General features: G+C 34.0%; 22 protein-coding genes. 10 read left to right on the top strand and 12 right to left on the bottom strand.

The genetic code is table 11. The features are described 5' to 3' along the window. The first annotated feature begins 42 nt into the window (after positions 1-42). The 6 genes from rplQ (at position 43) to BTO05_RS05710 (ending at position 9,497) form a co-directional block, all read left to right on the top strand. Positions 43-516: a 50S ribosomal protein L17 gene (rplQ, locus tag BTO05_RS05740; RefSeq protein WP_087491747.1), complete on the top strand. Its 474-nt coding sequence runs from the start codon at positions 43-45 to the stop codon at positions 514-516. A gap of 115 nt (positions 517-631) precedes the next feature. Continuing rightward, positions 632-1,732: a glutamine-hydrolyzing carbamoyl-phosphate synthase small subunit gene (gene carA, locus BTO05_RS05735; RefSeq protein ID WP_087491746.1), complete on the top strand. Its 1,101-nt coding sequence runs from the start codon at positions 632-634 to the stop codon at positions 1,730-1,732. A 196-nt stretch (positions 1,733-1,928) separates the two neighbouring features. After that, positions 1,929-3,221: a phosphopyruvate hydratase gene (eno, locus tag BTO05_RS05725; protein ID WP_087491744.1), complete on the top strand. Its 1,293-nt coding sequence runs from the start codon at positions 1,929-1,931 to the stop codon at positions 3,219-3,221. Positions 3,222-3,455: 234 nt separating this feature from the next. Next, positions 3,456-7,070 carry a reprolysin-like metallopeptidase gene (locus BTO05_RS05720; RefSeq protein WP_087491743.1) on the top strand — a complete coding sequence of 1,205 codons (3,615 nt, stop codon included), beginning with the start codon at positions 3,456-3,458 and terminating at the stop codon, positions 7,068-7,070. Positions 7,071-7,229: 159 nt separating this feature from the next. Continuing rightward, on the top strand, positions 7,230-8,516 hold the full coding sequence (locus tag BTO05_RS05715; RefSeq protein ID WP_087491742.1) for a citrate synthase: 1,287 nt from the start codon (positions 7,230-7,232) through the stop codon (positions 8,514-8,516). Between the two features lie 69 nt (positions 8,517-8,585). Next, the gene (locus BTO05_RS05710; RefSeq protein ID WP_087491741.1) at positions 8,586-9,497 is read left to right on the top strand and encodes a dimethylarginine dimethylaminohydrolase family protein; all 912 of its coding nucleotides are present in this window, start codon (positions 8,586-8,588) and stop codon (positions 9,495-9,497) included. A 347-nt stretch (positions 9,498-9,844) separates the two neighbouring features. Here BTO05_RS05710 and BTO05_RS05705 read toward each other — a convergent pair whose 3' ends face one another. The 7 genes from BTO05_RS05705 to rsfS all read right to left on the bottom strand — a co-directional run bounded on the left by BTO05_RS05705 (position 9,845) and on the right by rsfS (position 15,709). After that, complete coding sequence (locus BTO05_RS05705; RefSeq protein WP_087491740.1) at positions 9,845-10,918, bottom strand: NADH:flavin oxidoreductase; 1,074 nt, start codon at positions 10,916-10,918, stop codon at positions 9,845-9,847. A 19-nt stretch (positions 10,919-10,937) separates the two neighbouring features. Continuing rightward, positions 10,938-11,204 (bottom strand): acyl-CoA-binding protein, encoded by a 267-nt coding sequence (locus BTO05_RS05700; protein WP_087491739.1) that lies wholly within the window; start codon positions 11,202-11,204, stop codon positions 10,938-10,940. Next, complete coding sequence (locus tag BTO05_RS05695; protein WP_087491738.1) at positions 11,205-11,858, bottom strand: phosphatidylserine decarboxylase family protein; 654 nt, start codon at positions 11,856-11,858, stop codon at positions 11,205-11,207. Continuing rightward, positions 11,848-12,672: a phosphatidate cytidylyltransferase gene (locus tag BTO05_RS05690; RefSeq protein ID WP_087491737.1), complete on the bottom strand. Its 825-nt coding sequence runs from the start codon at positions 12,670-12,672 to the stop codon at positions 11,848-11,850. Before BTO05_RS05690 ends, BTO05_RS05695 begins: the two co-directional genes overlap by 11 nt. Next, positions 12,673-13,281: an LUD domain-containing protein gene (locus BTO05_RS05685; protein ID WP_087491736.1), complete on the bottom strand. Its 609-nt coding sequence runs from the start codon at positions 13,279-13,281 to the stop codon at positions 12,673-12,675. A 103-nt stretch (positions 13,282-13,384) separates the two neighbouring features. Continuing rightward, entirely contained in the window at positions 13,385-15,322 is a 1,938-nt protein-coding gene (gene ftsH / locus BTO05_RS05680; RefSeq protein WP_087491735.1) for an ATP-dependent zinc metalloprotease FtsH, read from the bottom strand. A gap of 15 nt (positions 15,323-15,337) precedes the next feature. After that, the gene (gene rsfS, locus BTO05_RS05675) at positions 15,338-15,709 is read right to left on the bottom strand and encodes a ribosome silencing factor (protein WP_087491734.1); all 372 of its coding nucleotides are present in this window, start codon (positions 15,707-15,709) and stop codon (positions 15,338-15,340) included. Between the two features lie 95 nt (positions 15,710-15,804). Here rsfS and BTO05_RS05670 point away from each other — a divergent pair, with 95 nt between their 5' ends. Then, positions 15,805-16,533 (top strand): biotin--[acetyl-CoA-carboxylase] ligase, encoded by a 729-nt coding sequence (locus tag BTO05_RS05670; RefSeq protein ID WP_087491733.1) that lies wholly within the window; start codon positions 15,805-15,807, stop codon positions 16,531-16,533. On the opposite strand, the gene BTO05_RS05665 is transcribed toward BTO05_RS05670, so the two are convergent. Then, positions 16,530-16,925 (bottom strand): orotate phosphoribosyltransferase, encoded by a 396-nt coding sequence (locus BTO05_RS05665; RefSeq protein ID WP_087491732.1) that lies wholly within the window; start codon positions 16,923-16,925, stop codon positions 16,530-16,532. The genes BTO05_RS05670 and BTO05_RS05665 overlap by 4 nt on opposite strands. An 86-nt stretch (positions 16,926-17,011) precedes the next feature. Further along, entirely contained in the window at positions 17,012-17,656 is a 645-nt protein-coding gene (gene pyrE / locus BTO05_RS05660) for an orotate phosphoribosyltransferase (protein ID WP_087491731.1), read from the bottom strand. A gap of 119 nt (positions 17,657-17,775) precedes the next feature. Between pyrE and BTO05_RS05655 the strand changes: the two genes are divergently transcribed. Beyond that, the gene (locus BTO05_RS05655) at positions 17,776-18,357 is read left to right on the top strand and encodes an NUDIX hydrolase (RefSeq protein WP_087491730.1); all 582 of its coding nucleotides are present in this window, start codon (positions 17,776-17,778) and stop codon (positions 18,355-18,357) included. 64 nt (positions 18,358-18,421) lie between these two features. Then, the gene (locus tag BTO05_RS05650) at positions 18,422-18,811 is read left to right on the top strand and encodes a hypothetical protein (RefSeq protein ID WP_087491729.1); all 390 of its coding nucleotides are present in this window, start codon (positions 18,422-18,424) and stop codon (positions 18,809-18,811) included. Here BTO05_RS05650 and BTO05_RS05645 read toward each other — a convergent pair. Continuing rightward, entirely contained in the window at positions 18,808-20,544 is a 1,737-nt protein-coding gene (locus BTO05_RS05645) for a M14 family metallopeptidase (RefSeq protein ID WP_087491728.1), read from the bottom strand. The genes BTO05_RS05650 and BTO05_RS05645 overlap by 4 nt on opposite strands. A gap of 112 nt (positions 20,545-20,656) precedes the next feature. Between BTO05_RS05645 and ctlX the strand changes: the two genes are divergently transcribed. Continuing rightward, the gene (gene ctlX, locus BTO05_RS05640) at positions 20,657-21,589 is read left to right on the top strand and encodes a citrulline utilization hydrolase CtlX (protein ID WP_087491727.1); all 933 of its coding nucleotides are present in this window, start codon (positions 20,657-20,659) and stop codon (positions 21,587-21,589) included. On the opposite strand, the gene BTO05_RS05635 is transcribed toward ctlX, so the two are convergent. Then, on the bottom strand, positions 21,586-22,230 hold the full coding sequence (locus BTO05_RS05635) for a chromophore lyase CpcT/CpeT (RefSeq protein ID WP_087491726.1): 645 nt from the start codon (positions 22,228-22,230) through the stop codon (positions 21,586-21,588). The two genes, ctlX and BTO05_RS05635, sit on opposite strands and share 4 nt — an antisense overlap. 40 nt (positions 22,231-22,270) lie before the next feature. Then, positions 22,271-24,316, bottom strand: a complete 2,046-nt coding sequence (locus BTO05_RS05630; RefSeq protein ID WP_087491725.1) for a tetratricopeptide repeat-containing sensor histidine kinase — start codon at positions 24,314-24,316, stop codon at positions 22,271-22,273. Between the last annotated feature and the right edge of the window lie 90 nt (positions 24,317-24,406).

Raw genomic sequence — 24,406 nt, 5'->3', positions numbered from 1 at the left:
CCTCAAAAAAGAGTTTGGTAGCAAGATGATAAAACAAAAGTCATGAGACACGGAAAAAAATTCAATCACTTAGGTCGTAAGACTGCTCACAGAAAAGCAATGTTAGCTAATATGGCTTGTTCTTTAATCGAACACAAACGTATTAACACAACAGTAGCAAAAGCTAAAGCTTTGAAACAGTTTGTTGAGCCAATGATTACTAAGTCTAAAACAGATACAACACACAACAGACGTATTGTATTTTCTAAACTTAGACAAAAAGAAGCTGTAACTGAATTATTTAGAGACGTTGCTGCTAAAATTGGTGAACGTCCTGGAGGTTATACTCGTATTATCAAATTAGGAAACAGACTTGGTGATAACGCTGATATGGCAATGATTGAGTTAGTAGACTATAACGAGATATACAATGCAGATAAAGCTGCTAAGAAAACGACTCGTAGAAGTAGAAGAGGTGGAAAAAAAGCTGTTGCCACACCACCAGTAGATACTAAAGCTACTAACGAAGAAGAATAAATGTTAATAAGCATTAATAAATATAAAGGATAGACTGTTTCAGTTTATCCTTTTTTTTTGGAATTTTGTACAACCAAGGTTTTTTAAAAAGAAACTAAAAACAACAACACAGCAAATGAAATACAAACAAAGAAAAAAAGCGCTTATACTCTTAGCTGACGGTACTATTTTTCATGGTAAGTCTATTGGTAAAGAAGGTACTGCATTTGGAGAAGTTTGTTTCAATACAGGAACAACTGGTTATCAAGAAATCTTTACTGACCCATCATATTTTGGACAATTGATGGTAACTACTAATGCTCATATTGGAAATTACGGAACAAAAGACAGTGAAGTCGAATCAGACTCAGTCAAAATTGCTGGATTAATTTGTAAAAATTTCAGTTTTGAATATTCAAGACCTGGAGCCGATAGATCTCTAGAAGACTTTTTTGATAAAAATAATACATTAGCCATATCTCATGTAGATACTCGAGCTTTAGTTAGCTATATAAGAGACAATGGTGCAATGAATGCTGTTATTTCTACTGATGTTAATAATATTGAAAGTTTAAAAAAGAAATTAGCAGAACAACCGAGTATGAATGGTTTGGAGTTAGCTTCAAAAGTATCTACTAAAGAGCCTTACTTCTACGGAGATGAAAATGCAACTTATAAAATAGCGGCATTAGATATAGGTATTAAAAAGAATATCCTACGTAATTTAGCGCAACGAGATGCTTACATTAAAGTGTTTCCTTATAATTCTAAGTTTGAGGATTTAGAAGCATTTAATCCAGATGGATATTTCTTGTCTAATGGTCCTGGCGATCCAGAGCCATTAGTTGAAGCGCAAGAAGTGGCTAAACAAATTATAGCAAAAGATAAACCTCTATTTGGTATTTGCTTAGGCCATCAAGTTATAGCTTTAGCCAACGGAATCTCTACATACAAAATGCATAATGGTCACAGAGGTATAAATCACCCAGTAAAAAACCTGTTAACAGGAAAAGGAGAAATCACGTCTCAAAACCACGGATTTGCTATTAATAGAGAAGAAACGGAAGCCAATTCTAACATCGAAATTACGCACGTGCATCTTAACGATGATACTGTAGCAGGAATTCGAATAAAAGATAAAAACTGTTTTTCTGTACAATACCATCCAGAAGCAAGTCCTGGACCAAACGACTCAACATATTTGTTTGATGAGTTTATAGGTAACTTGAAAAAATAATTATTAAATAAATGGCAACAAAACATAAGTTTCGTTGCCATTTTTTAGTTCCGAAAACATTTGCGTAATTATTAATCGCAATACTGACTTTTGTCACTAATACAGTATGTTTTTTTCGTAATTTTACAATAATATATAAAGATTCATGACGACTTAAGTCATTTTTTGAAGATTCCAATAATTTAAAAAGTATAAAATGAGCATTATAATTAATATTCACGCAAGACAAATATTAGATAGTAGAGGTAACCCAACTGTAGAAGTAGATGTAGTTACAGAAAACGGTGTTATGGGACGAGCAGCTGTGCCTTCTGGTGCTTCAACTGGTGAGCACGAAGCGGTTGAACTTCGTGATGGCGGTGACACTTACATGGGTAAAGGCGTATTAAAAGCTGTAGGGAATGTCAATGCAATAATTGCTCAAGAGTTATTAGGTGTTTCTGTTTTTGAACAAAATGCTATTGACAAGCTAATGATAGATTTAGATGGTACACCGAATAAATCAAAATTAGGTGCTAACGCTATTTTAGGTGTGTCTCTTGCAGTTGCAAAAGCAGCGGCAAACGAGTTAGCAATGCCATTATATAGATATGTTGGTGGGGTTTCAGCTAATACATTGCCAGTGCCAATGATGAACATTATCAACGGTGGTTCTCACTCAGATGCACCAATCGCTTTCCAAGAGTTTATGGTTATGCCAGTAAAAGCAAAAAACTTTACACACGCAATGCAGATGGGAACTGAGATTTTCCATAATCTTAAAAAAGTATTGCATGACAGAAATCTAAGCACAGCAGTAGGTGATGAAGGTGGTTTTGCGCCAAACTTAGCAGGAGGAACTGAAGATGCCTTAGAAACAATTGCAAAAGCTGTAGCTAATGCTGGTTACAATCTAGGTGATGATGTAATGATTGCTCTAGATTGTGCTGCTGCAGAATTCTATAAAGATGGTAAATACGATTATACAATTTTTGAAGGCGAATCAGGAAAAGTAAGAACAAGTCAAGAGCAAGCAGATTACTTAGCAGAATTGGCATCAAAATACCCTATCATATCTATCGAAGATGGTATGGACGAAAACGATTGGGAAGGTTGGAAATATCTAACCGATAAGATTGGTGATAAAGTTCAGTTAGTTGGTGACGATTTGTTTGTAACTAATGTAGAGCGTTTAGGTAGAGGTATTTCTGAAGGTATTGCCAATTCAATTTTAATAAAAGTCAATCAAATAGGTACATTAACTGAAACAATATCTGCAGTTAACATGGCACATAATGCAGGTTATACGTCTGTAATGTCACATCGTTCTGGTGAAACTGAGGACAATACTATTGCAGATTTAGCAGTAGCATTAAATACTGGCCAGATTAAAACAGGTTCTGCATCACGTAGTGACCGTATGGCAAAATACAACCAGTTATTACGTATCGAAGAAGAATTAGGAGAAGTAGCTTATTTTCCTCAGCAAAATGCCTTTAAGATAAGTTAATTAGAACATTTAATATTAATTAAGAGCAGCATTACATATGCTGCTTTTTTTGTGGTATCATTAAATTTGTAAGTAAAATCTGTAAATACGCTTCAAAAACAGTTTTTAATCGTTAAAAAAACACACTTAATCGGTAAAAAATCATGTTTTTACTTGATTTTTTTACAAATAGTATTAGTTTTACAAAGAATTAAAGAAGCCCCAATTTCTTTATAATCATTTAATTAACCTACTATGAAACAAACTTTACTATTAATCGTATCGAGCTTTTTGATGCTTTCACTTTTCGGTCAAGCTCAATCTAGTGTTTGGCAAGAACAACAAGAGTCTCAACTTTCTAGCAGAACTAAAAGCTTAAACAGAGTTATAATACCTAATGTTTACAAAGTATTTGCTTTGGATTTGAATAGGCTTACTGATGCTATTAGTTCAGCACCTAATCGTATTTCGAATAGTATGAGAGGTTCTGATATCATCACTCAATTTCCTAATCCAGACGGTGCAATAGAAAGCTATAGGATTCAAAAAACAGATGTTATGCATCCAGATTTAGCTTCAAAGTATCCAGCTATTTCAACATACTATGGACAAAGTATCTCTAACCCATTAAATAAAATTTATTTTACAATAACATCTCAAGGATTTAGGGGTGTCATTACAGGACAAAAAACAGTTTATATTGACCCTTATGCTAAAGGTGATACTTCAAATTACCTAGTGTATAACAGATTTGATTATACAAGAAGCACTTCTGACAATTGGAGATGTTATGCAGATGATGTTCAAAATGAAGTTGAAGAAAATTTTGATACAAGTCAAATTGAACGAAATGTTCAAGATGGAGTTTTAAGAAGATATGAAATAGCAATTGCTTGTACTTCTGAATATACAGCTTACCACAATGATGGTAACGCAGGTAACGGTAATGCAAAAGCGGATGCTCTTGCAGCTATGGTAATTACAGTGGCAAGAGTTAACTCTGTTTATGAGCGAGATTTTGCGGTAACTTTTCAATTGGTACCAGACAATGATTTATTGATCTACGAAAATGGATTTTCGGTAGGAGGCGACCCAGAACCTTACGATAATTATAGTGGAGGTCAAATGATAGGCGTAAACACATCTAATATTACTGGATTAATTGGAGCTGGAGCTTATGATATCGGACACGTGTTTTCTACAGGTGGTGGTGGAATTGCAGGGACAAGTCCATGCTCAACATCTAATAAAGGTCGAGGCGTAACAGGTATTGTAACACCAGAGTTCGATCCTTTTGATATTGATTATGTCTCGCACGAGATTGGTCACCAATATGGTGCTGGTCATACGTATTATAATGCTTGCTTTGGTTCTAAAGTTAGTGATGATTACGAGCCAGGTAGTGCATCTACAATTATGGGATACGCTGGTATTTGTGCACCAAACGTTCAGGATAATAGTGATGGGTATTTTCATGCAAGAAGTATTGTACAGATGTCATCATCTATTCTAGCTGATGCTTGTGAAACAGAAATATCTATTTCTAATATAGAGCCAACGGCTAATGCAGGTTCTAATTATACAATACCATTTTCTACACCTTTTATATTAGATGGAAGCAGTTCTTCAGATCCTAATGGAGCAGATGTATTAACTTATAATTGGGAGCAGTACGATAATGACGGTACTTATGCTCAGCCACCATTATCTACAAATGCAGGTGGACCAGTATTTAGAACAAATTTTCCGGTTACAGACCCAACAAGAACGTTTCCAAATTTAGAAGCTGTTATTAATAATACAACACCAACTTGGGAAGTTTTACCAAGTGTAGCTCGTCAATTAGACTTTAGACTTACTGTAAGAGACAATGCAGTTGCTGGAGGTCAAACAGATCACGACAATACTGTTATCACAGTTTCTGGTTCAGCTGGACCGTTCTTAGTATCATCCCCAAATACTGGTGGTGAAATTTGGTACACTGGAGCAACAGAAACTATTACATGGAATGTAAATAGTACAAACACGTTATCTCCAAACGTAAACATATTATTATCTACTGATGGCGGATATACATATCCAGTAACCTTAGCATCCAATGTTACCAATGATGGTTCGCAAAATATAACTGTGCCTAACAATATTGGTACAACAAACAGAATTAAAATTGAGGCAGCTAGTAATATATTCTTTGATTTATCTAATGCAGATTTTGAAATCAAAGCAGGAACCTTTGAGTTAGCATCAGCAAATCCAACAGTGTCTGTATGTCAGCCTTCTGACGCTATATTTAATTTAGATTATACACCAGCTCCAGGCTTTACAGAAAATGTAGATTTAACAGTTATTGGAGCTCCAGCAGGAACTTCTGCAACACTATCTACAACAACTATAAACTCAGCTGGGAGCTTTTCACTTACAATTTCTAATACAGGAGCAATTACTGCTGGTAATTATCCGATTACTATTCAAGGTGAAGGACAAACAACATCAGCTACTGAAACTTTCGATGTATTATTAAATGTATTTGATAACACCATTGGTAATGTCAATCTTATAAGTCCTACAAATGGTGCAAGAAATCAATCTGCAAATCAACTATTAAGCTGGGATGCATTAAGTAGTGCTTCACAATATGATATAGAAATATCGACAACACCAGATTTTGCTGTATTGGCTGAATCTGCGACAGTGATTAATGCTACTGAGTACCAAACCACGTCTCTTTCTGCTGGTACAGTTTACTATTGGAGAGTTAGACCAGAAAACACGTGTTTAGTAGGTAGTTTTGGTGAAATATTTGTATTTCAAACTGCTAATGATGTATGTATAACTTATGATAATGAATATTATGAAGATAATGATGACGAGTGGGAAACATTTTCAAATAATGCGGTAAGTGCTCGAGTAGATGTGCCAGATGATATTATAGTTAATGATGTTACATTTTACATGAATGCGACCCATTCAGATGTGGGTGATATAAAGATGCAATTTAGTTCACCTGCTGGTTTATTTGCAGAGGTTTATAATAGAGACTGTTCTTCAGGAAGTAATTTCGATGTTACTTTTACTGATGCAGGTTCTTCATTATCCTGCTCAGGAACACCAAGAGTTAGTGGTAATGTTTTACCTAGTCAAGCTTTTTCTAGATTTGATGGTACCAACGGACAAGGAACTTGGGTCTTATTAGCGACAGATAGAGAGTCAGATTCTCAAGGCGGAACTTTTAATGCATTTAGCGTTACTATTTGTGGTGAGTTACAAATTGTAAATGATGTTACTATCGTCAACAAAGTCGATATGGGATTAAATCAAGGTGCTTCTACAGCGATAAGCTTATTGGAGTTGCAAGTAGAACAACCTGGAGCAGCTAATAACGATTTAACTTATACCATTACGCAATTACCGGCTAACGGAACGTTGTTTAATAATGGCGTAGCAGTTAACATTGGAGATACTTTTACACAAACAACTATAGCTAATAATCAATTGTCTTATACACATGATGGTTCAAGCACTCCAGCAGATAGCTTTAAGTTTTCTGTAGAAGGAAATGATAGTGCTATTTTGGGTGGACAAGAATTTAGTTTTAATGTTGTTTTAGGCTTAGACGAATTAGACACTAACAACTTTAATTTATATCCTAATCCAAATAAAGGAGATTTTAATATTGCTTTTGGAAGAAATTTCAATGATATTAACGTGCAGTTATTTGATATAAGAGGAATAGAAATTCTTAACAAAGACTACACAACAAATAGTAATACGATTACAGTCTCAACGAATAATATTTCTGACGGTTTATATATCGTTAGAATCAAAGCAGACCAATTTACGGTCGATAAAAAAATAGTAATAAAGCGATAGATTTATTTATCGTTTTAAAAAGCTGAAATCTAGAAATGGATTTCAGCTTTTTTTGTGGTTTAAATTTTGTTAAAACCGTTATAAATAGACGCACGAAATCGATGTAGATTTCGTAATTTTGTAACCCTTTTAAAATTCAATAAAAAATCACAAGTATATATGTCAGATAAAGCGATATTAGAGATTGATGGACAGAAATATGAGTTTCCATTAATTACAGGAACAGAGAATGAAGTTGCTATAGATGTTAAAGCGCTCCGAGGAAGCACAAAAGGTGTTATTACACTTGACCCTGGTTATAAAAATACCGGAAGCTGCGAGAGTGCCATTACATTTTTAGATGGCGAAAAAGGAATCCTGAGATATCGTGGCTATTCTATTGAAGAATTAGCTGAAAAAGCAGACTTCTTAGAAGTGGCTTTTTTGTTGATTTTTGGTGAGTTACCAAACAAAGAACAATTAGATAAATTTCATGCAGATATCAAATCGCATTCAGTTGTAGATGACGATATCAAAAAAATCATTGACGCGTTTCCAAAGTCTGCACATCCAATGGGTGTGTTATCATCTTTGACAAGTGCCTTAACAGCATTTAATCCATCTTCTGTAGATGTAGATTCTGAAGAAGAAATGTACAATGCTATTGTGCGTATTTTAGGTAAGTTTCCAGTATTGGTAGCTTGGACGATGCGTAAAAAGCAAGGGTTACCACTAGATTATGGAGATGATAACTTGGGCTATGTAGAAAATGTATTGAAGATGATGTTCAAAAATCCTAACAAGGATTATGAGCAAAATGAAGTTTTAGTTAATGCTCTAGACAAATTATTAATCTTACATGCAGACCACGAGCAAAACTGTTCGACATCTACAGTAAGAATTACTGGGTCATCACACGCTGGACTTTTTGTTTCTCTAGCAGCAGGTATTTCTGCACTTTGGGGACCATTACATGGTGGTGCTAACCAAGCTGTATTAGAAATGCTTGAAGCTATCAAAGAAGATGGTGGAGATACTAAGAAGTACATGGCTAAGGCAAAAGATAAAAGTGACCCTTTCCGTTTAATGGGCTTTGGTCACCGTGTTTATAAAAACTTTGACCCAAGAGCAAAAATCATTAAGGTTGCTGCCGATGAGGTATTGTCTGATTTAGGTGTCGAAGACCCAATCTTAGATATCGCTAAAGGTTTAGAAAAAGAAGCTTTAGAAGACCAGTATTTTGTAGACCGTAAATTATATCCAAACGTAGACTTCTACTCTGGGATTATTTACCGTGCTATGGGTATACCTGTAGAAATGTTTACAGTAATGTTTGCATTAGGTCGTTTACCAGGTTGGATTGCACAGTGGAAAGAAATGCGCATGCGCAAAGAGCCAATCGGTCGCCCACGTCAATTATACACGGGCGAAACATTAAGACCATTTGCACCAATAGAAAAAAGATAAAAGCACTAAAAGCTTCATAAGAAATTATGAAGCTTTTTTCTGTTACCACAAAACACCCTTTTCCTCTACATGAAACTTCATATACAAAACGAAACTTCTCGATTAAGAGCTGTCATTTTAGGCACTGCCAAAAGCAATGGTCCAACGCCAAAACCCGAAGATTGCTACGACCCAAAAAGTAAGCAACACGTTTTAGCTGGTACCTATCCTAAAGAAGAAGATATGATTGCCGAAATGGAAGCTGTTGCTGCCGTTTTAGAGAAGTACGATGTCACAGTATATCGTCCTGAAGTTTTAGAAGATTACAACCAAATTTTTGCTCGTGATATCTCTTTTGTTATTGAAGACAAAATTATCATCGCTAATATTTTGCCAGACCGTAAGCGCGAAGTAGAAGCGACAGAGTATGTTTGGAGTACAGTAGAAAAAAAGAACCGTATCATCTTACCAGACGAGTGTCATATCGAAGGTGGCGACGTTATGCCTTGGAACGATTATATTTTTATCGGTACATACTCAGGTGACGATTACCCAGATTATATTACGGCGCGTACTAATGTCCAAGCCGTAAAAGCATTACAAGATTTATTTCCACATAAAAAAGTAAAGGCTTTTGAATTGCGAAAGTCTAACACTGACCCAAAAGAAAACGCACTGCATTTAGACTGCTGTTTTCAACCGATAGGTAAGGACAAAGCTATTATCCATAAAAATGGTTTTTTAGTTGAAGAAGAATACCAATGGCTAGTCGATTATTTTGGTAAAGACAATGTATTTGAAATTACCAAAGACGAAATGTATGATATGAATAGTAACATCTTTTCCATATCGGAAGATGTGATTATCTCCGAGCAAAACTTTACACGTTTAAATACGTGGTTACGCGAACAAGGTTTTACTGTTGAAGAAGTCCCATATGCCGAGATTGCCAAACAAGAAGGTTTACTACGTTGTAGTACGATGCCTTTGATTAGGGATTAAACTTTGGATTTTCGTTTAACGTCCACTGTGTATGGCGAGTGAGGCGTGCCTCACGAGAAGCCATAATCGCGCCTCATTTGTTATACATACAGTTGTGTGTAGTTTCGTGAGGAGTTCTCGTAGACTTGACTAAATATACAATAAAATTGGGAGGCGAGATTAACAGTGGACGTTGGTGAGTAATTAGTAGAAAGGGAGCGTTTGCAAAACGCGATTCTACGTGCCGCAGGCAATTACTCACCAACGTTAAGATAAATTCAGTTTTAATTGACTTTATCGATTGTTAAACGAAGTTCGTTAAAACAAATGATAATTCTATCCGTATAAATACGGATATTTTAATTTAACTATTTTACAAAGTTCGGCCAGCGTTTCATGTAAGTCACAAATTTTTCACTTAAGCCTTCCTTGTGTAAGTAGTTAGTATTTACAGGTGTTTCGGTAGGTTCAAAATTTGGATTAGCCATTACTTTTTTAGGAAAGTCGTGGTGTAAAATGGCAGAACGACCTATAGATACAAAATCTACACCAGCGTCTAAGACATCAGATACGTCCTTGCCGGTATTGATTTTTCCTGCAACGGTCCATTTCACATCTTTATAGTCTATATCTGCAAAATGTTGGAGTAGGCTTTTGTTTTGGTGTTGCGTTTCCTCAGGTTGTTTAAACACATCCCAAAGTGAGATGTCTAAAAAGTCAATATCGTGGTCGTTTATCAATTGTGTACAAACTGTTTTTACTTCACTCAGTTGCATACCAAAACGCTCAGGAGACAAACGTACGCCTAATAAAAAGTCTTTGCCGCAAGTGACTCTGATACCATCGACAATTTCAAATAATAAGCGTACACGATTTTCTAAATTACCGCCATATTGGTCGTCTCGTTTATTAATATCGGCACTCAAAAATTGCGTTAATATATAACCGTGCGCACCGTGGACTTCGACACCATCATAACCACTTTTTTGTGCGCGTACAGCTGCTGTAATAAAGTCGTCTCGTAATTGATAAACTTCATCTAACGATAAGCCACGTGCATTGTGCTTTTCGATAGGTGATGGGCAGACAGGTTGCTCGCCAATTAAATCTTCGGGCGTTCGCATACCTGCATGGTGTAATTGTATCACCGCCAAACTATCGTGTGCTTTAATGCCTTTTACCAAACGTTGGTGACCTTCGATTTGAGAGTCGTCATAAATACCTAATTGTCCAGGGAAACCTTTGCCTATAAATTGCACATGCGATGCACAGGTCATGGTTAGACCAAAACCACCTTTGGCACGCATCGTTAACCAATTGTATTCTTCGTCAGATAGCTTGCCATCTTCATGACTTTGGGTATTGGTCATAGGTGCTAGCATAAAACGGTTAGTCATTTGCGCTCCATTTTTAAAACGCAATGGTGCATTTGGTAATGCCATAGTAAGTGAAAATTAAGGGTTATTTACCGTATAAAAAGTAACGGTTTACCAAGTCTATATATTGACGTTTGGCTTCGTCTTCGGAGATGTCTTGTACTTGAAAAAGTGCGTTGGTCTTAAAAGCATTAATGATTTGCTTTTTACTGCTTGGTCTACCGTAGTTATTGGTAGCCTTTTTGTAATAAGCGTATAGGCGTAATAAAAAATCCGCAGGAAATGGGTCTGTGTGATCATTTACCCGTTTTACGGCAGTATCAAATTCTTTATCTAAATCCGTCTGACTCATTTATTTCATTTCTGCAATCACAGACTCACCACCTTTTACTTTTTGGTTAAGTGCAACTTTAATATCTGAGTTTAAAGGTAAAAATAAATCTACTCTCGAACCAAATTTTATAAATCCAGAGTCATCGCCTTGTTTTGCCATAACATCAACTTTAGCATAATTGACAATTCGTTTTGCTAATGCACCAGCAATCTGTCTGTATAAAACTTTTCCAAAACCTTCATTTTCTACAACGACTGTAGTACGCTCATTTTCTTCACTAGCTTTTGGATGCCAAGCGACTAAATATTTACCTGGATGGTATTTGCTAAATGATACCTTTCCAGATATTGGATATCGCGTCACATGCACATTTATAGGAGACATAAATACCGAAACCTGAATACGTTTGTCATTAAAAACTTCTTTTTCAAAAACTTCTTCGATAACAACTACTTTTCCGTCAACAGGCGATAAGGCTTGTTTTTCGTTAGCATGAGTGTTTCGTTTTGGGTTTCTAAAGAATTGAAGGATTAATATAAAGAATGCTAAAACCAAAAGCATTAGGGTTTTTCGCAACCATTCTAAATGCACAAAATAGTCTATTGCAAATATGGAAGCAACGACTATAAATAGCGTGATGAGTATAATTTTGTGGCCTTCTTTATGAAACATAACTTAAAATTCTTAGAAATAAATATATAAATGGTGCTGCAAAGATAATACTATCTAGTCGGTCTAACAGTCCTCCATGACCAGGCATTATCACGCCACTATCTTTTACTTGCGCTTGACGTTTGAATTTAGATTCGATTAAATCTCCAAGAGTACCAAAAACACTGACTATTATTGCTAAAATAAGCCAACTTGTAAATCCAAGCGTGCCTATATACACTGAAATAAAATAACTTGAAACGCATGCAAAAAATAATCCTCCTAAGAAACCTTCAACAGTTTTTTTAGGAGATATGCTCGGAAATAACTTTTGCTTTCCAAAATTCTTCCCCACCAAATAGGCAAAACTATCATTAATCCATACCAGAATAAAACTTCCTAAGAGTAAAAATGGTGTAAATGAATTAAGATAATTTGCAATTAAGAACATAAACACAAATCCACTTGATAAATAAAAGGTCGTTGTAATATAGCGTTTAGACTCAAAAAGAGGAATCTTCTTTTCGGTTAATAAATCCTTAATCAGAAAGAGATTTACAAATATGGTGATTACTAATAGTATCTGTATAGCTTCGTTAGTTCCTGTATTAGAGTTATGAATCATACACCAATACCAAAACCCAAAATATAAAAAGGTGAAAATTGCAGATGTGATTACAAGTGCATTTAATTTTATAAGTTTATTAAATTCTGCTAGGGAAATAAGACCAAAAATATAGAGTACAATAAGTAGTGCATTTTCCCAATACATTGAAGCAATCAACAAAGTGACATAAAGAATGCCAGAGATAGCGCGCGTTAAAAGTTCCTTCATTTATAAGTCTTCTAAAAGTAATAAGTACAAATTTTTAGCACTACTTCCGTAGGTTAAGAAGTCTTTGTCTTCATTAGTTTTAAAGTGCTTTATAGTGGTGATATTGGTTGGGATTTTTGATTTATTATTGTTTTTTATACCTTTTAAACCTTCACCAATACTCTCTACGAGTTGACTAGTAGTGGCGTAAATAACAAAATTTTCAGGTAATTCTTTAAGCTTTTTTTCTGCAATTTGGTTTGAAGATATTAATAAAGAACCATCATCAGATATTAGATACTCACAAGTAGAGAAAAAATAGGTGCTTTCAGATGTCTTTTTTGTAGCTTTTAAATCAAAACCTTTGAATAATTCGCTTAATCTGTCGTCTAACAGAAAAACTTTTTTGTCATCCCAATCGTTTTCTGAAATAATGTTTTCTAGAGAGTTGTAGACTTCTTCGATATTCTCGCAGTATAAAAACTTACCGCCATTTGCTTTAAAATTAATTGTAAAGCGCTCATCAACAGGGAGTTTAATATCGGGCATGTATTTGCCTCGTTCTTCATTAGGAACTTTTTCTTCGGAACCAGGGGATTTTCCTCCAAAAATTTTTCTGAATAAACTCATTTAGAGATACGATTTAGGCGCATTTTTAGTCAATTACCCAAATATAAAAAAACTTAAACTAACTCTGGGCTAATTTAAGTTTTTTCGTTAAGTGAATCTATTTCTATTCTTCTTCCTCTGAAATAATTTCGGCCTTTTCAAAAGGACGTTTTCCGAATATTTTTTCAAGATTATCTTTAAAGATGACTTCTTTTTCTAAAAGAACTTCAGCTAATTCTGTTAACTTATCCTTGTTGTCTTCGAGTATTTTTATAGCACGTTGGTATTGCTCTTCTATAATACTCGATATTTCTTTATCAATAAGTACAGCTGTTTCTTCACTATATGGTTTTGTAAATCCACTTTGTTGACCTGAAGAATCATAATACGTAAGATTACCAACCTTATCACTTAATCCATATACGGTTACCATACCTCTTGCTTGTTTGGTCACTTTTTCTAAGTCACTAAGCGCACCTGTAGAGATTTTGTCGAAGATTACTTTTTCAGCAGCACGACCACCCATAGTTGCACACATTTCGTCTAGCATCTGTTCTGGTCTAACAATAAGTCTTTCTTCTGGTAAGTACCAAGCAGCACCTAAGGATTGACCTCTTGGTACAATTGTAACTTTGACAAGTGGTGCAGCATGTTCTAACATCCAACTCACTGTAGCATGACCAGCTTCATGAATAGCGATAGCTTTCTTTTCGTCTGGTGTAATAATTTTATTTTTCTTTTCTAGTCCACCAACAATTCTATCAACGGCGTCTAAAAAGTCTTGCTTGTTTACAGCTTTTTTACCTTTACGAGCAGCAATTAAAGCAGACTCATTACATACATTGGCAATATCTGCACCAGAAAAACCTGGTGTTTGTTTTGCTAAGAAATCAATATCTAGAGTTTCTTCTTTCTTTAAAGGACGTAAGTGAACTTCAAAAATCTCTTTACGTTCTCTGACGTCTGGTAAGTCTACATAAATCTGACGGTCAAAACGACCAGCACGCATTAATGCACTATCTAAAACATCAGCTCTGTTTGTTGCCGCAAGTACAATTACATTTGTGTTTGTGCCAAAACCATCCATTTCAGTAAGTAACTGATTTAAAGTGTTTTCGCGTTCATCGTTTGAGCCAGAGAAGTTATTTTTTCCTCTTGCACGACCTATGGCATCAATCTCATCAATAAAAATTATTGAAGGTGATTTTTCTTTTGCTTGTTTGAATAAATCTCTTACACGCGATGCTCCAACACCGACAAACATCTCTACAAAATCAGAACCTGATAACGAGAAGAAAGGCACTTTTGCTTCACCAGCAACTGCTTTTGCTAATAAAGTTTTACCTGTTCCTGGAGGCCCTACAAGTAATGCACCTTTGGGAATTTTTCCTCCTAAAGACGTATATTTTTCAGGGAATTTAAGGAAATCAACAATTTCTTGTACTTCCTCTTTAGCACCTTCATGACCTGCAACATCTTTAAAAGATGTTTTTGTATCTGTTTTTTCGTCAAATAGTTTTGCTTTGGATTTTCCGATGTTAAAAATCTGACCGCCAGCTCCGCCACCGCCACCAGAAGACATGCGTCTCATGATAAAAATCCAAACTCCTATAATTATGATAAATGGTAATAGAGATAATAAGAAATCACCAAAGGCATTGTTCTCAATATCAGCATTTCTAGAAGTTGATAAATTATTTTTAGTAATTATCTCATCAATTCTATCTTCAAAATTTCCTAAATCACCAAACTTTAGTGTGTAGTTAGGAACATTACCTGAAGGTAAAATTCCTTTAGACTGCGTGTCTTTATGAATGTCTTTTTTGATGGCTTCATCAGTTAAATAAACTCTCGCAGTTTTTGTGTTACTTATAATAACAACTTCTTTGACATCGCCTTGTTCTAGGTAATTTATAAATTCTGAAGTCTTAATTACCTTAGAGCTTTGAAAAGCGTTACCTCCAAATAACTGAAGTCCTAAAATAACCGCTATTACTATTCCGTAAATCCAATAAGGACTTACTTTAGGTTTTTTGTTTGAATTTTTATTGTCTTTTGCCATTCGTAGCGTTTCTTTTTAAATGCTTGTTTCTATTTGTGTCGTTTTTGCGTCTCCCCACAAACTTTCGATATCGTAATATTCTCTAATGTGTTTTTGAAAAACATGAACAACAACATTGACATAGTCCATTAAAATCCATTCGGCATTATCAGTACCTTCGATATGCCAAGGTTTGTCTTTTGTTGTTTTACTGACTTGTTTTTGTATGGAACTTACTATTGCGTTAACTTGTGTATTAGATGTACCTTCGCAAATAATAAAATAATCACAAACTGTATTTTCTATTTCTCTTAAATCTAAAAGTATAATTTCTTTTCCTTTAACGTCTTCGATACCACTTATTATCGTTGTAATTAGTTGATCGGCATTGCTATTTCTTTCCGTCATTAAAATGTTTTAAATTTATACAAAGTTATTACTTTTTTAGTTCTCGTTAACCCTAATTTTCATAAGAAAACCATAAAAATAATTGATGTATTATAATGTATATAATCAAACTTGATGCCATCGACTCGACCAATAGCTATCTAAAGACTATTTGTTTAAAAAAGACACCAAAAGACTTTACTGTGGTTGTGACTGAACAACAGACTAAAGGTCGTGGGCAAATGGGCACTAATTGGCAAGCCGAAGTGTCAAAAAACCTTACTTTTAGTGTGTTTAAGGATGTTTCTTTTTTAAAAGTATCGGAACAGTTTTACATCAGTATGGCCGTAGCTTTAGGAATTGCTAACGCTTTGAGAGAATTACAAATCCCTAAAATAAATATAAAATGGCCTAACGACATTTTGTCAGAACGCAAAAAAATAGCTGGTATTCTTATTGAAAATGTGGTAAAAAACAATAAGCTTGAAGGTACAATTATAGGCGTAGGACTTAATATTAATCAGAAATTTTTTCATGATTTACCCAATGCCTCTTCTATGTCTTTAATTACTGGTGTGGTCTATAACAAGGATGAAGTTTTTTATCATGTATTAAAACACATTCAATTGTATTTACAAAAATTAGAAAACGATTTCGAGTCACTCAAAAAAGAGTATGAAACTAAATTGTTTCGCATAAAAAAACCATCAACTTTTAAAACTTCCGACGACCAGATATTTTCAGGTTTTATAGAAGGTGTAACAGATGATGGTAAATTAAAATTACGTCTTGAAGATGATGTAAGAAAAACTTATGATCTAAAAGAACTGCAGTTGTTATACTAAACTGCTGTTGGCATATTTGTAGCCAGGGTTTCTAAAAATTTATTGATAGGACCTTTAATCATCATGGCCATCATAGCATTAAACTCACCAGAAAAATTTAGTTTAACGTCACTTTTATTAGCTTCAATTTCTGTGATATCAGCAGTTAAAGCAAAGTCTAGTTTACCACCAGCTGCACCTAAAACGATTTTGCTGTTTGGTGTAGCTTCTTTCTTTTTTAGAACGATTTCTGGCATTCCTTTTAATGCAAATAAAAATTTGTCAGTATCTAAGACTTCAAATTTGCTAATGTTTTCAGGCATTAGTTTTTCAAAATTTTTAACGTCTGACAAAAAATTAAATGTTTCTTCAGCAGATTTATCTAAAGTTACTTTTGGAGATTCTAAATTCATGTGTTTTTATTGTTGTTAATTTTAAACTGTTAAGTCAAAATAGTTTACTGAAAAAATTTTAGTCCTTAACTACATAACGTGTATTATCAATTAGCATTCCATTTACTTGGATTTGCATTCCAAAGTGCTAAAATGTCTTGCTGTTCTTGAGTGATATATCTTGTGTCTAAGGCTTGTTCTAGTAAACTTTCGTAATTTCCAAGCGTGTGTAAATCAATATTTGCATCACTAAAATTTTTGTCTGCAACGTCAAAACCATAAGAAAAAATTGCTACCATTCCTTTGATATTTACTTCAGCTTCTTTTAGTGCTTTTACAGCATTAAGACTACTTTTTCCGGTACTAATTAGGTCTTCAACGACAACAACAGTTTGTCCTTTTTCAATATAACCTTCGACTTGGTTTTGTCTTCCGTGCTTTTTGGCTTCGGGTCTAACATACACAAACGGAAGATTTAGATAATCAGCTACTAATGCTCCGATACCAATTGCTCCTGTTGCTACACCGGCTATCACATCTGGTTTTCCGTAGATATCCTCAATTTGTCTTGCTAATGTCTCTCTGACATAGTTTCTGATTTGTGGATAAGAAAGTACAATGCGATTATCACAGTATATAGGTGATTTCCAGCCTGAAGCCCACGTAAATGGGTCGTTTGGTTGCAATTTAATGGCATTGATTTGTAGTAATAATTCTGCAGTTTTTTTGGCGATGTCTTTGTTAAAAATCATGTTACAAAATTAATGAAATTAAAAGTGTGTCAAATTTTAATTTAAAATTAATTTTAATTCAAAATCTGTATTGTAAAAAAGAATACATTTACAATATCAAAACATAAGTCATTAGATTAATGCATACCATTTTTGTTGGAGATAAACCTATTTATTTAACTACCAAGATTGATAAAGAAACTGACTTTAAAGTTTATTTATTGAAATCTGTGGATTTAGCTAAAGTTATCAGAACGCTTAATCGGACCGATTTAAAAGCTGTTTATTTAGTCGGAAAAAAGGAAGAAAAACTTTTAAAAAACTTTTTAAAAAAACTACCAAATGTTATTGCTGGTGGCGGAAAAGTCTATAATGAAGAAGGAAAAATCCTTTTCATATACCGAAATAATAAATGGGATTTGCCAAAAGGTAAAGTTGAAGGCAAAGAAACTATCGAAGAAACTGCTATCCGTGAAGTCGAAGAAGAAACTAAAGTAAAAAATTTAAAGATTACTAAACCTTTACCGACTACATATCACATTTTTAAACGTCGAGGTCGATATCGCATTAAGATTACCTACTGGTTTGAAATGTCAACCAATTACAAAGGGAAATTAAAACCTCAAAAAAAAGAAGGTATTACCAAAACCAAATGGTTAGGTAAGAAAAAAGTAAAAAAAGCACTAGAGAATAGTTACGCTAATATAAAACTTTTGGTGTAATTTTTAATTTTAACACGCAACCTCTTTACAATTTCTGTATCTACAAATTAGAATAGGTCCAATAATGAAGAACAAATTAATTTTAATTCTTATTACCGTACTTCTTTTTTCATGTGATAAAGATGAATCTGAAGCCCAGTTGTTAGGTAGTTGGAGAATGGTTGCCAGATTAGCAGATCCAGGTGATGGAAGTGGAGTTTTTATGCCAGTAACAAGTGACCAAATCATCACTTTTAACGCTGATGGAACCATAACATCTAATGGTTCACTTTGTAATATTTTTGAGAATACATTAGAAAGTACATCAGGTACTTTTTCTGCTGAAAACATGTCCTTCACAACAGAAGACTGTGGTCTTCAGGATTTTGAGTATCAGTTTGAAATTGATGGTCAATTTTTAACCTACTTTGTAGTATGTATTGAGGCCTGTGGAGTTAGGTATCAAAAGATTTAATGCAATCTGTAAATCGGATATTGCATATGTGCTTTTTCGTAACTATTTGATTTTTTATGTAGCCAATCTAATTGTGCATACCAGTTGTTTGCAAAATCTTTATCGTAGCTTTTTTTGACATTAAATTCGATTTGTAATTTAGGATTAGCTTTTAATAATAATGAAGCTTTGTCTTCCCAAACGTAAGGCGAAAAGCCTTCTTTTTGCTGTAAAATAGTATCGAAAAAATTCCAATTGAAAAATGAGTCTGGCGCAGTTGGTTCGAGAGTTTCAAGTAGGTAACGCAAACCTTTTTGGTCTACGTTTACTAAATAATCACCTGTTGTAAAATTGAATTTTTCATTAGACGCTTTAACCTTAGTATTGTAGTGCAAATAATGCCCTTCGTATGGTGATGTACGCGATTTGTAATCCGAGATTCTATAAGATTCGACAGTAATTAAAGTGTCTTTCTTAAGTTGTGTCATTTCAATATTATTAAGCTTTAATCGGTCTATTACATGATGCATGCCTTGAGGAATAATATACCCTTTTGGTATTTTGATTGTATGCGTTGATTTGAAATAATTTTGATACTTAACTTCTTTCTCAAACGGTTTGTTACTGTAATACTTTAAGCGTTTTGCTCCAGTTAAATTACTTTCTATCATTTGGCCTTCAAAACCTTTAAAATTTAGTGTAGAAGATTTAGTCGTATCTATCTGCCAAGCTAAAGGATAATCGTTACCTACTGTCCAAGTACTAAACTGCTTTTTTCGTAAATCTGAAATCTTTTTACCTTGTGATTCTGTTATTTCGACCATGCTTTTCATGAGTTCATATGTGCCTTCAACCCTTTGTTTATATGGTTTTAGCATATGAGTTTCGACCATCATCCCTAAAGTGTTGAATAGTGTTGTATAGCCAGTTGAATATCTTGGTGAATCTTTAAATTGTGAAAATCCTGATTCTGGAGTACGGTTAAAGACATTGACATAAGGTGTAATATCCCAATCCTTGGCTTCGAGTTTTTCTTCTAATTGCGGCATCATTTCGGTGTGTAAGTACTTGCCTAATTCTCCTCCAAGTTTGTTATGCTGCGTAAATAAATGTGTCAAAGTGTATTGATAATCTGCACCATTGCTTACATGATTGTCAATAAAAACGTCTGGTTGTACCAAATGAAAAATCTTTGCAAACGTTTTTGCGTTTTTAGTATCTGTTTTTATAAAGTCTCGGTTAAGGTCGTAATTACGAGCATTACCTCTAAAACCATAAGCTTTTGGTCCATTTTGGTTTGTTCTTGTACCTGTATTTCGATTAAGGCTTCCACCAACATTGTAAATCGGAATGGTAACTAAGACAGTGTTCTTAGGAGCTTGAATTTTACCATTAACAAAATCTCTGAATAGCATCATAGTGGCGTCAATACCGTCAGATTCACCTGGATGAATGCCATTGTTTATGAGTAAAATTCTGTTGTCTTTTCTAAGTTTTTCAAAATCAAATCCGTTAGCATTTGGGTTTAACGTAACTATATGTAATGGTTTTCCGGAATCTGTTTCTCCAATAGCTTCGATAGATATTTCAGAATAATTATTTGCTAGTTCTTTATAGTAGGAAATCGTTTCTTGGTAAGTGGCGGTCTCTAATCCTTGACTTTTTTCAAAAACAGTAGTAAAATCAAAATCAGTAGATTTAGTGTTTTCTTTGCACGAAACGATTATTAATAATAGAAATAGAAGTTTTTTCATGGTGTATATTCTTGATTTTCAAACTTAGGCAATTTAGAGCAGAAAAACTTTTCCTTGCTTAAAATTCAGATTGTAAAAATGACTAATTTTGCATCACTTTATAAATTGTAATATGCAACAAACTACTGATACTATATTAATGATTCGTCCAGTTAATTTTAGGATGAACGAAGAAACGGCCGTCAATAATTACTTTCAAGAAGACTTAGACATCAAAAACGCTGAAATAAACAGTAAAGCTCAAGAAGAGTTTGATGTATTTGTAGAAAAGTTAAGAGCTGTTGGTATTAATGTAATTGTAGAAATTGATGATGAATTGATGGATACGCCAGATTCTGTTTTTCCAAATAATTGGGTCAGCTTTCATGGTAATGGGGATATTGCAATTTATCCAATGTTTGCAGAAAATAGACGTAAAGAAAGACGTGATGAAGTTTTTATTCGTCTTGAAAAAGAAGGCTTTAAAATCGAGAATATTATCGATTACACATCGGCAGAAGATGAAGGTGTCTTTTTAGAAGGTACTGGGAGTTTACTCTTAGACCGTGTTAATAGTAAAGCATATTGTGCCTTATCGCCTAGAGCTGATGAAGATTTGTTTATAGAATTTTGCGAAGATTTTGAGTATACGCCTGTTGTGTTTACAGCCAATCAAACAGTTGATGGTAAACGTTTAGCGATTTATCATACCAATGTTATGATGTGTTTAGCAGAAAACTTTGCAGTGATTTGTTTGGATACTATTGATGATAAAAAAGAGCGTAAAAATATTGTCAAAAACCTAAAACAAGACGGAAAAGAAATTATATCCATTACTGAAACTCAGATGCATCAATTTGCAGGAAATATGTTGCAACTTAGAGGAAAAGATAATCAGCGTTACTTGATAATGAGTCAAGCAGCATGTAATAGCTTGACTAAACAACAGATTGCAGCAATTGAAAAGCATTGTCCAATTATATCGAGTTCTCTTGAAACTATTGAAACTTGTGGTGGTGGTAGCGCACGTTGCATGATGGCAGAAGTGTTTTTGCCAAAAGTTTAATCTAGCTTATTAAAAATATAGCCTGCTTTTTCGGCACCCCAAACGTAATTCCCTTTTGCGTCAAATCCACGATCCCAGGAAATAATTTTATCTTCTAAAATTTCGACTTCGCTTCTAGCAAATGATGCACCTCGCATTGTGCTTATGCAAGTAGTATCTCCTGTTTTTCCTTGGTAGTGATTTTTACTTATACGTTTTAAAACAACTTCACATCCAGATTTTATGCTAATATCTTTTGGAGTAATAACGTCAAACGCTTTTGGCGTTTTCCATTTTCCTATCCATATCGAATCGGCAGTCGGTAAGTTGTATATCTCTGAAGTATAGGTGCTGTCAGTAAGTTTATTTAGTTTATAGATACGTTGTCTGTATGGCTTACTTTGCATACTATTTAAAGCTTGCTCAACATAAAGATAGTGCCCTTTACCTTCCCAGATTGAGTACATGTGCAATGAAATATTATAGTAAGTAGAATCTACTTGAGACTGTATTTCAGAATTGTATGAACCTTGCATTACCGCATATAATTCATCTAAATAGTTATTATCTGTGATTTTTGATGCTTCACGATTGTATTCTGATTTATCCTTACAAGAAAAACATAATGTAGCTACAACTAAAAGAATAGTAATTTTTTTCATTTTAAGGCTTGATTTAGTTAGCCTTAAATATACAGAGAATTTATTCAGAAAGTGCCGCTTTTGGTAACTCAATAAAGAATTTACTTCCTATGTTTGGAGTACTTTCAACCCAAATACGACCGTCGTTAAGTTCTACTAAATCTTTGCAAATCGTCAATCCTAATCCTGTACCTTTTTCATTTTCAGTACCAATAGTCGTAAAATTCTTTTTTGCATTGAAGAGTTTTTTCTGGTTGTCTTCTGATATTCCAATTCCAGTGTCTTCTACGCAAATTAAGACCTTTCCGTTATAATCTTGATTTGATACAGTAATAACATCACCTTTACCAGTAAACTTAACAGCATTGGTAATTAAATTCTGGATTACAATCTCTAGCATACTTCGATCAGCATAAACAAATTCACGACGAGATTCGTCTATAAGTATAATGCCTTTGTCGTTCACCTTTTTTTCTATTAACGACATTTTTATTTGAAAGACTTCTTGAATATTAAAAAGTTCTGGTTTTGGTTGCAGGTTTTGCATTTGTGACTTAGACCAGTTTAATAAATTGAATAGAAGTGAAGATGCGTTGTTTGCATTTTCGCTAAGTTCAGGGATGAGGTCATTAAACTCTTCCTTGCTAATTCCTCCATCTTTTAGTAAATCCAAAAATGCTTTGATAGAAGATATAGAATCTTTTAAGTCATGTGATACTATCGAAAACAACTTGTCTTTTACTTGATTAACTTCTTCAAGTTGAGCATTTTTAGTGATTAGTTTTTTATTCTCTTTAGAGAACTCCTTTTTCTCTTTACTGTCTTTTGAGCCTTTTAAGTAACTGAATATTAGTAAAGCCGTCATAAAAACTAAGCCAGCTATTAACCCATATACTAAGAGAATATCTTTTTTATCAGGTTTCGTTGCTGTTATATCAGAGTTTTCAGGTTTATTTATTTCCTCTTTTTGTATTAAAGGCGGAGTTATTATCTCTGGTTCTTCAGTTGTTTCAAATTCACTAGGTAAACTATCAGCTTTAGCTTTGTCTAGTTTTCTTTTTAACTGGTAATATTGGTTTTGCCAATTAAAAGCGTCTTCGTAAAACCCTCTAGTTGAGTCTAATTCTTTATTTAGTCTTAGGTTGTAAAGCAACTCATTATTATTTTCTAATTTCTTAGCTAGTTTAAATGCTTCAAATAATTGGTTTTCTGAAAGTTTTAATCTTTTGTTTTTGATGTTTAGCTCACCAAAAGCATTTAATGATCTTAAGATACCGAGATCGTCTTTCTGTCTTCTACTGAAAGCAAGACCTTCTCTTAAATATTCTGCAGCCTTATCTTTATCGTCAATTGATAAATAAGATTTACCTAAGCTTGTAGATACTTCGCTCTTTATGGCTTTATCCTTTTTCGGGTCCAGTAATGTAAGCATACGCTCGTAGCTGTCAATAGAACGTCTATGGTCTTCTTTTAAGGCGTATAACAATCCTAAATTTTTCAAGGAATTTTTCATCCCTTCCAAATCGTCAAGCTCTTCTCTAACACTTAATGCTTTTTTATTGTATTGTAATGCTTTATCTAGTTTATTAGTATTGTAATAAGCATCGGCAAGGTTATTATAAGCTTTGCTTAAGTCGTCTTTTAAATCCTTTTCCTCAAAAATTGAAATTGCTGACAAAGAGTTCTGAAGTCCTTTTTTATAATTACCTCTTTTTATCTCTATAACACCAAGATTATTATTCACTTTGGCAATACCTAGAGTATCTTTTAAAGTACTAAAATAATCTCTAGCGATTTCAAAATTAGCGACAGCATTGGATTGCTCACCTTGTGCATTATTTATAAGAGCTTTTATGTAATTAGACTCTGCAAGAGCTTTGTTATAATTGAGGGTTTTTGATATCTCAGTAGTTTGGTCGATATAAAGTAATGCTTTGCTGTAGTCTTTGACATCATATAATTCTTTGATAAGTAGAAGCGAAGTCTCCATTTTTGTGGAGTCTTGGTTTTGATAGGCCAGACGTACAGTCAGACTGTCTATCTTTGCGTTTTGAGCAAAGCTTAGTGCAGTGAACAGGCAGATGGCGTATAAAATAAATTGCTTCATAAAGCAGTGACTATAGAGCACAGATTTATATTGTGTTTTGGCCAACTTTCTGAGAGGGATAGGAAAGGTATATAATGTCTTAGGTATTTT

The organism is Winogradskyella sp. PC-19 (genome assembly GCF_002163855.1).
Lineage (GTDB): Bacteria > Bacteroidota > Bacteroidia > Flavobacteriales > Flavobacteriaceae > Winogradskyella.
This window is presented reverse-complemented; position numbering and strand designations above follow the sequence as displayed.

What these genes read in the sequence shown, in the direction of transcription:
- BTO05_RS05690 (WP_087491737.1), bottom strand. Translation starts at nt 12,672, where the DNA reads ATGAAGGAACTTTTAACGCGCGCTATCTCTGGCATTCTTTATGTCACT.
- BTO05_RS05645 (WP_087491728.1), bottom strand. Translation starts at nt 20,544, where the DNA reads ATGAAAAAACTTCTATTTCTATTATTAATAATCGTTTCGTGCAAAGAA.
- BTO05_RS05665 (WP_087491732.1), bottom strand. Translation starts at nt 16,925, where the DNA reads ATGAATTTAGAATCTCCAAAAGTAACTTTAGATAAATCTGCTGAAGAA.
- pyrE (WP_087491731.1), bottom strand. Translation starts at nt 17,656, where the DNA reads ATGATTTTTAACAAAGACATCGCCAAAAAAACTGCAGAATTATTACTA.
- BTO05_RS05700 (WP_087491739.1), bottom strand. Translation starts at nt 11,204, where the DNA reads ATGAGTCAGACGGATTTAGATAAAGAATTTGATACTGCCGTAAAACGG.
- BTO05_RS05655 (WP_087491730.1), top strand. Translation starts at nt 17,776, where the DNA reads ATGCATACCATTTTTGTTGGAGATAAACCTATTTATTTAACTACCAAG.
- BTO05_RS05650 (WP_087491729.1), top strand. Translation starts at nt 18,422, where the DNA reads ATGAAGAACAAATTAATTTTAATTCTTATTACCGTACTTCTTTTTTCA.
- BTO05_RS05720 (WP_087491743.1), top strand. Translation starts at nt 3,456, where the DNA reads ATGAAACAAACTTTACTATTAATCGTATCGAGCTTTTTGATGCTTTCA.
- carA (WP_087491746.1), top strand. Translation starts at nt 632, where the DNA reads ATGAAATACAAACAAAGAAAAAAAGCGCTTATACTCTTAGCTGACGGT.
- ftsH (WP_087491735.1), bottom strand. Translation starts at nt 15,322, where the DNA reads ATGGCAAAAGACAATAAAAATTCAAACAAAAAACCTAAAGTAAGTCCT.
- BTO05_RS05635 (WP_087491726.1), bottom strand. Translation starts at nt 22,230, where the DNA reads ATGAAAAAAATTACTATTCTTTTAGTTGTAGCTACATTATGTTTTTCT.
- BTO05_RS05695 (WP_087491738.1), bottom strand. Translation starts at nt 11,858, where the DNA reads ATGTTTCATAAAGAAGGCCACAAAATTATACTCATCACGCTATTTATA.
- BTO05_RS05715 (WP_087491742.1), top strand. Translation starts at nt 7,230, where the DNA reads ATGTCAGATAAAGCGATATTAGAGATTGATGGACAGAAATATGAGTTT.
- BTO05_RS05710 (WP_087491741.1), top strand. Translation starts at nt 8,586, where the DNA reads ATGAAACTTCATATACAAAACGAAACTTCTCGATTAAGAGCTGTCATT.
- eno (WP_087491744.1), top strand. Translation starts at nt 1,929, where the DNA reads ATGAGCATTATAATTAATATTCACGCAAGACAAATATTAGATAGTAGA.
- BTO05_RS05685 (WP_087491736.1), bottom strand. Translation starts at nt 13,281, where the DNA reads ATGAGTTTATTCAGAAAAATTTTTGGAGGAAAATCCCCTGGTTCCGAA.
- BTO05_RS05630 (WP_087491725.1), bottom strand. Translation starts at nt 24,316, where the DNA reads ATGAAGCAATTTATTTTATACGCCATCTGCCTGTTCACTGCACTAAGC.
- BTO05_RS05670 (WP_087491733.1), top strand. Translation starts at nt 15,805, where the DNA reads ATGTATATAATCAAACTTGATGCCATCGACTCGACCAATAGCTATCTA.
- BTO05_RS05705 (WP_087491740.1), bottom strand. Translation starts at nt 10,918, where the DNA reads ATGGCATTACCAAATGCACCATTGCGTTTTAAAAATGGAGCGCAAATG.
- rsfS (WP_087491734.1), bottom strand. Translation starts at nt 15,709, where the DNA reads ATGACGGAAAGAAATAGCAATGCCGATCAACTAATTACAACGATAATA.
- ctlX (WP_087491727.1), top strand. Translation starts at nt 20,657, where the DNA reads ATGCAACAAACTACTGATACTATATTAATGATTCGTCCAGTTAATTTT.
- rplQ (WP_087491747.1), top strand. Translation starts at nt 43, where the DNA reads ATGAGACACGGAAAAAAATTCAATCACTTAGGTCGTAAGACTGCTCAC.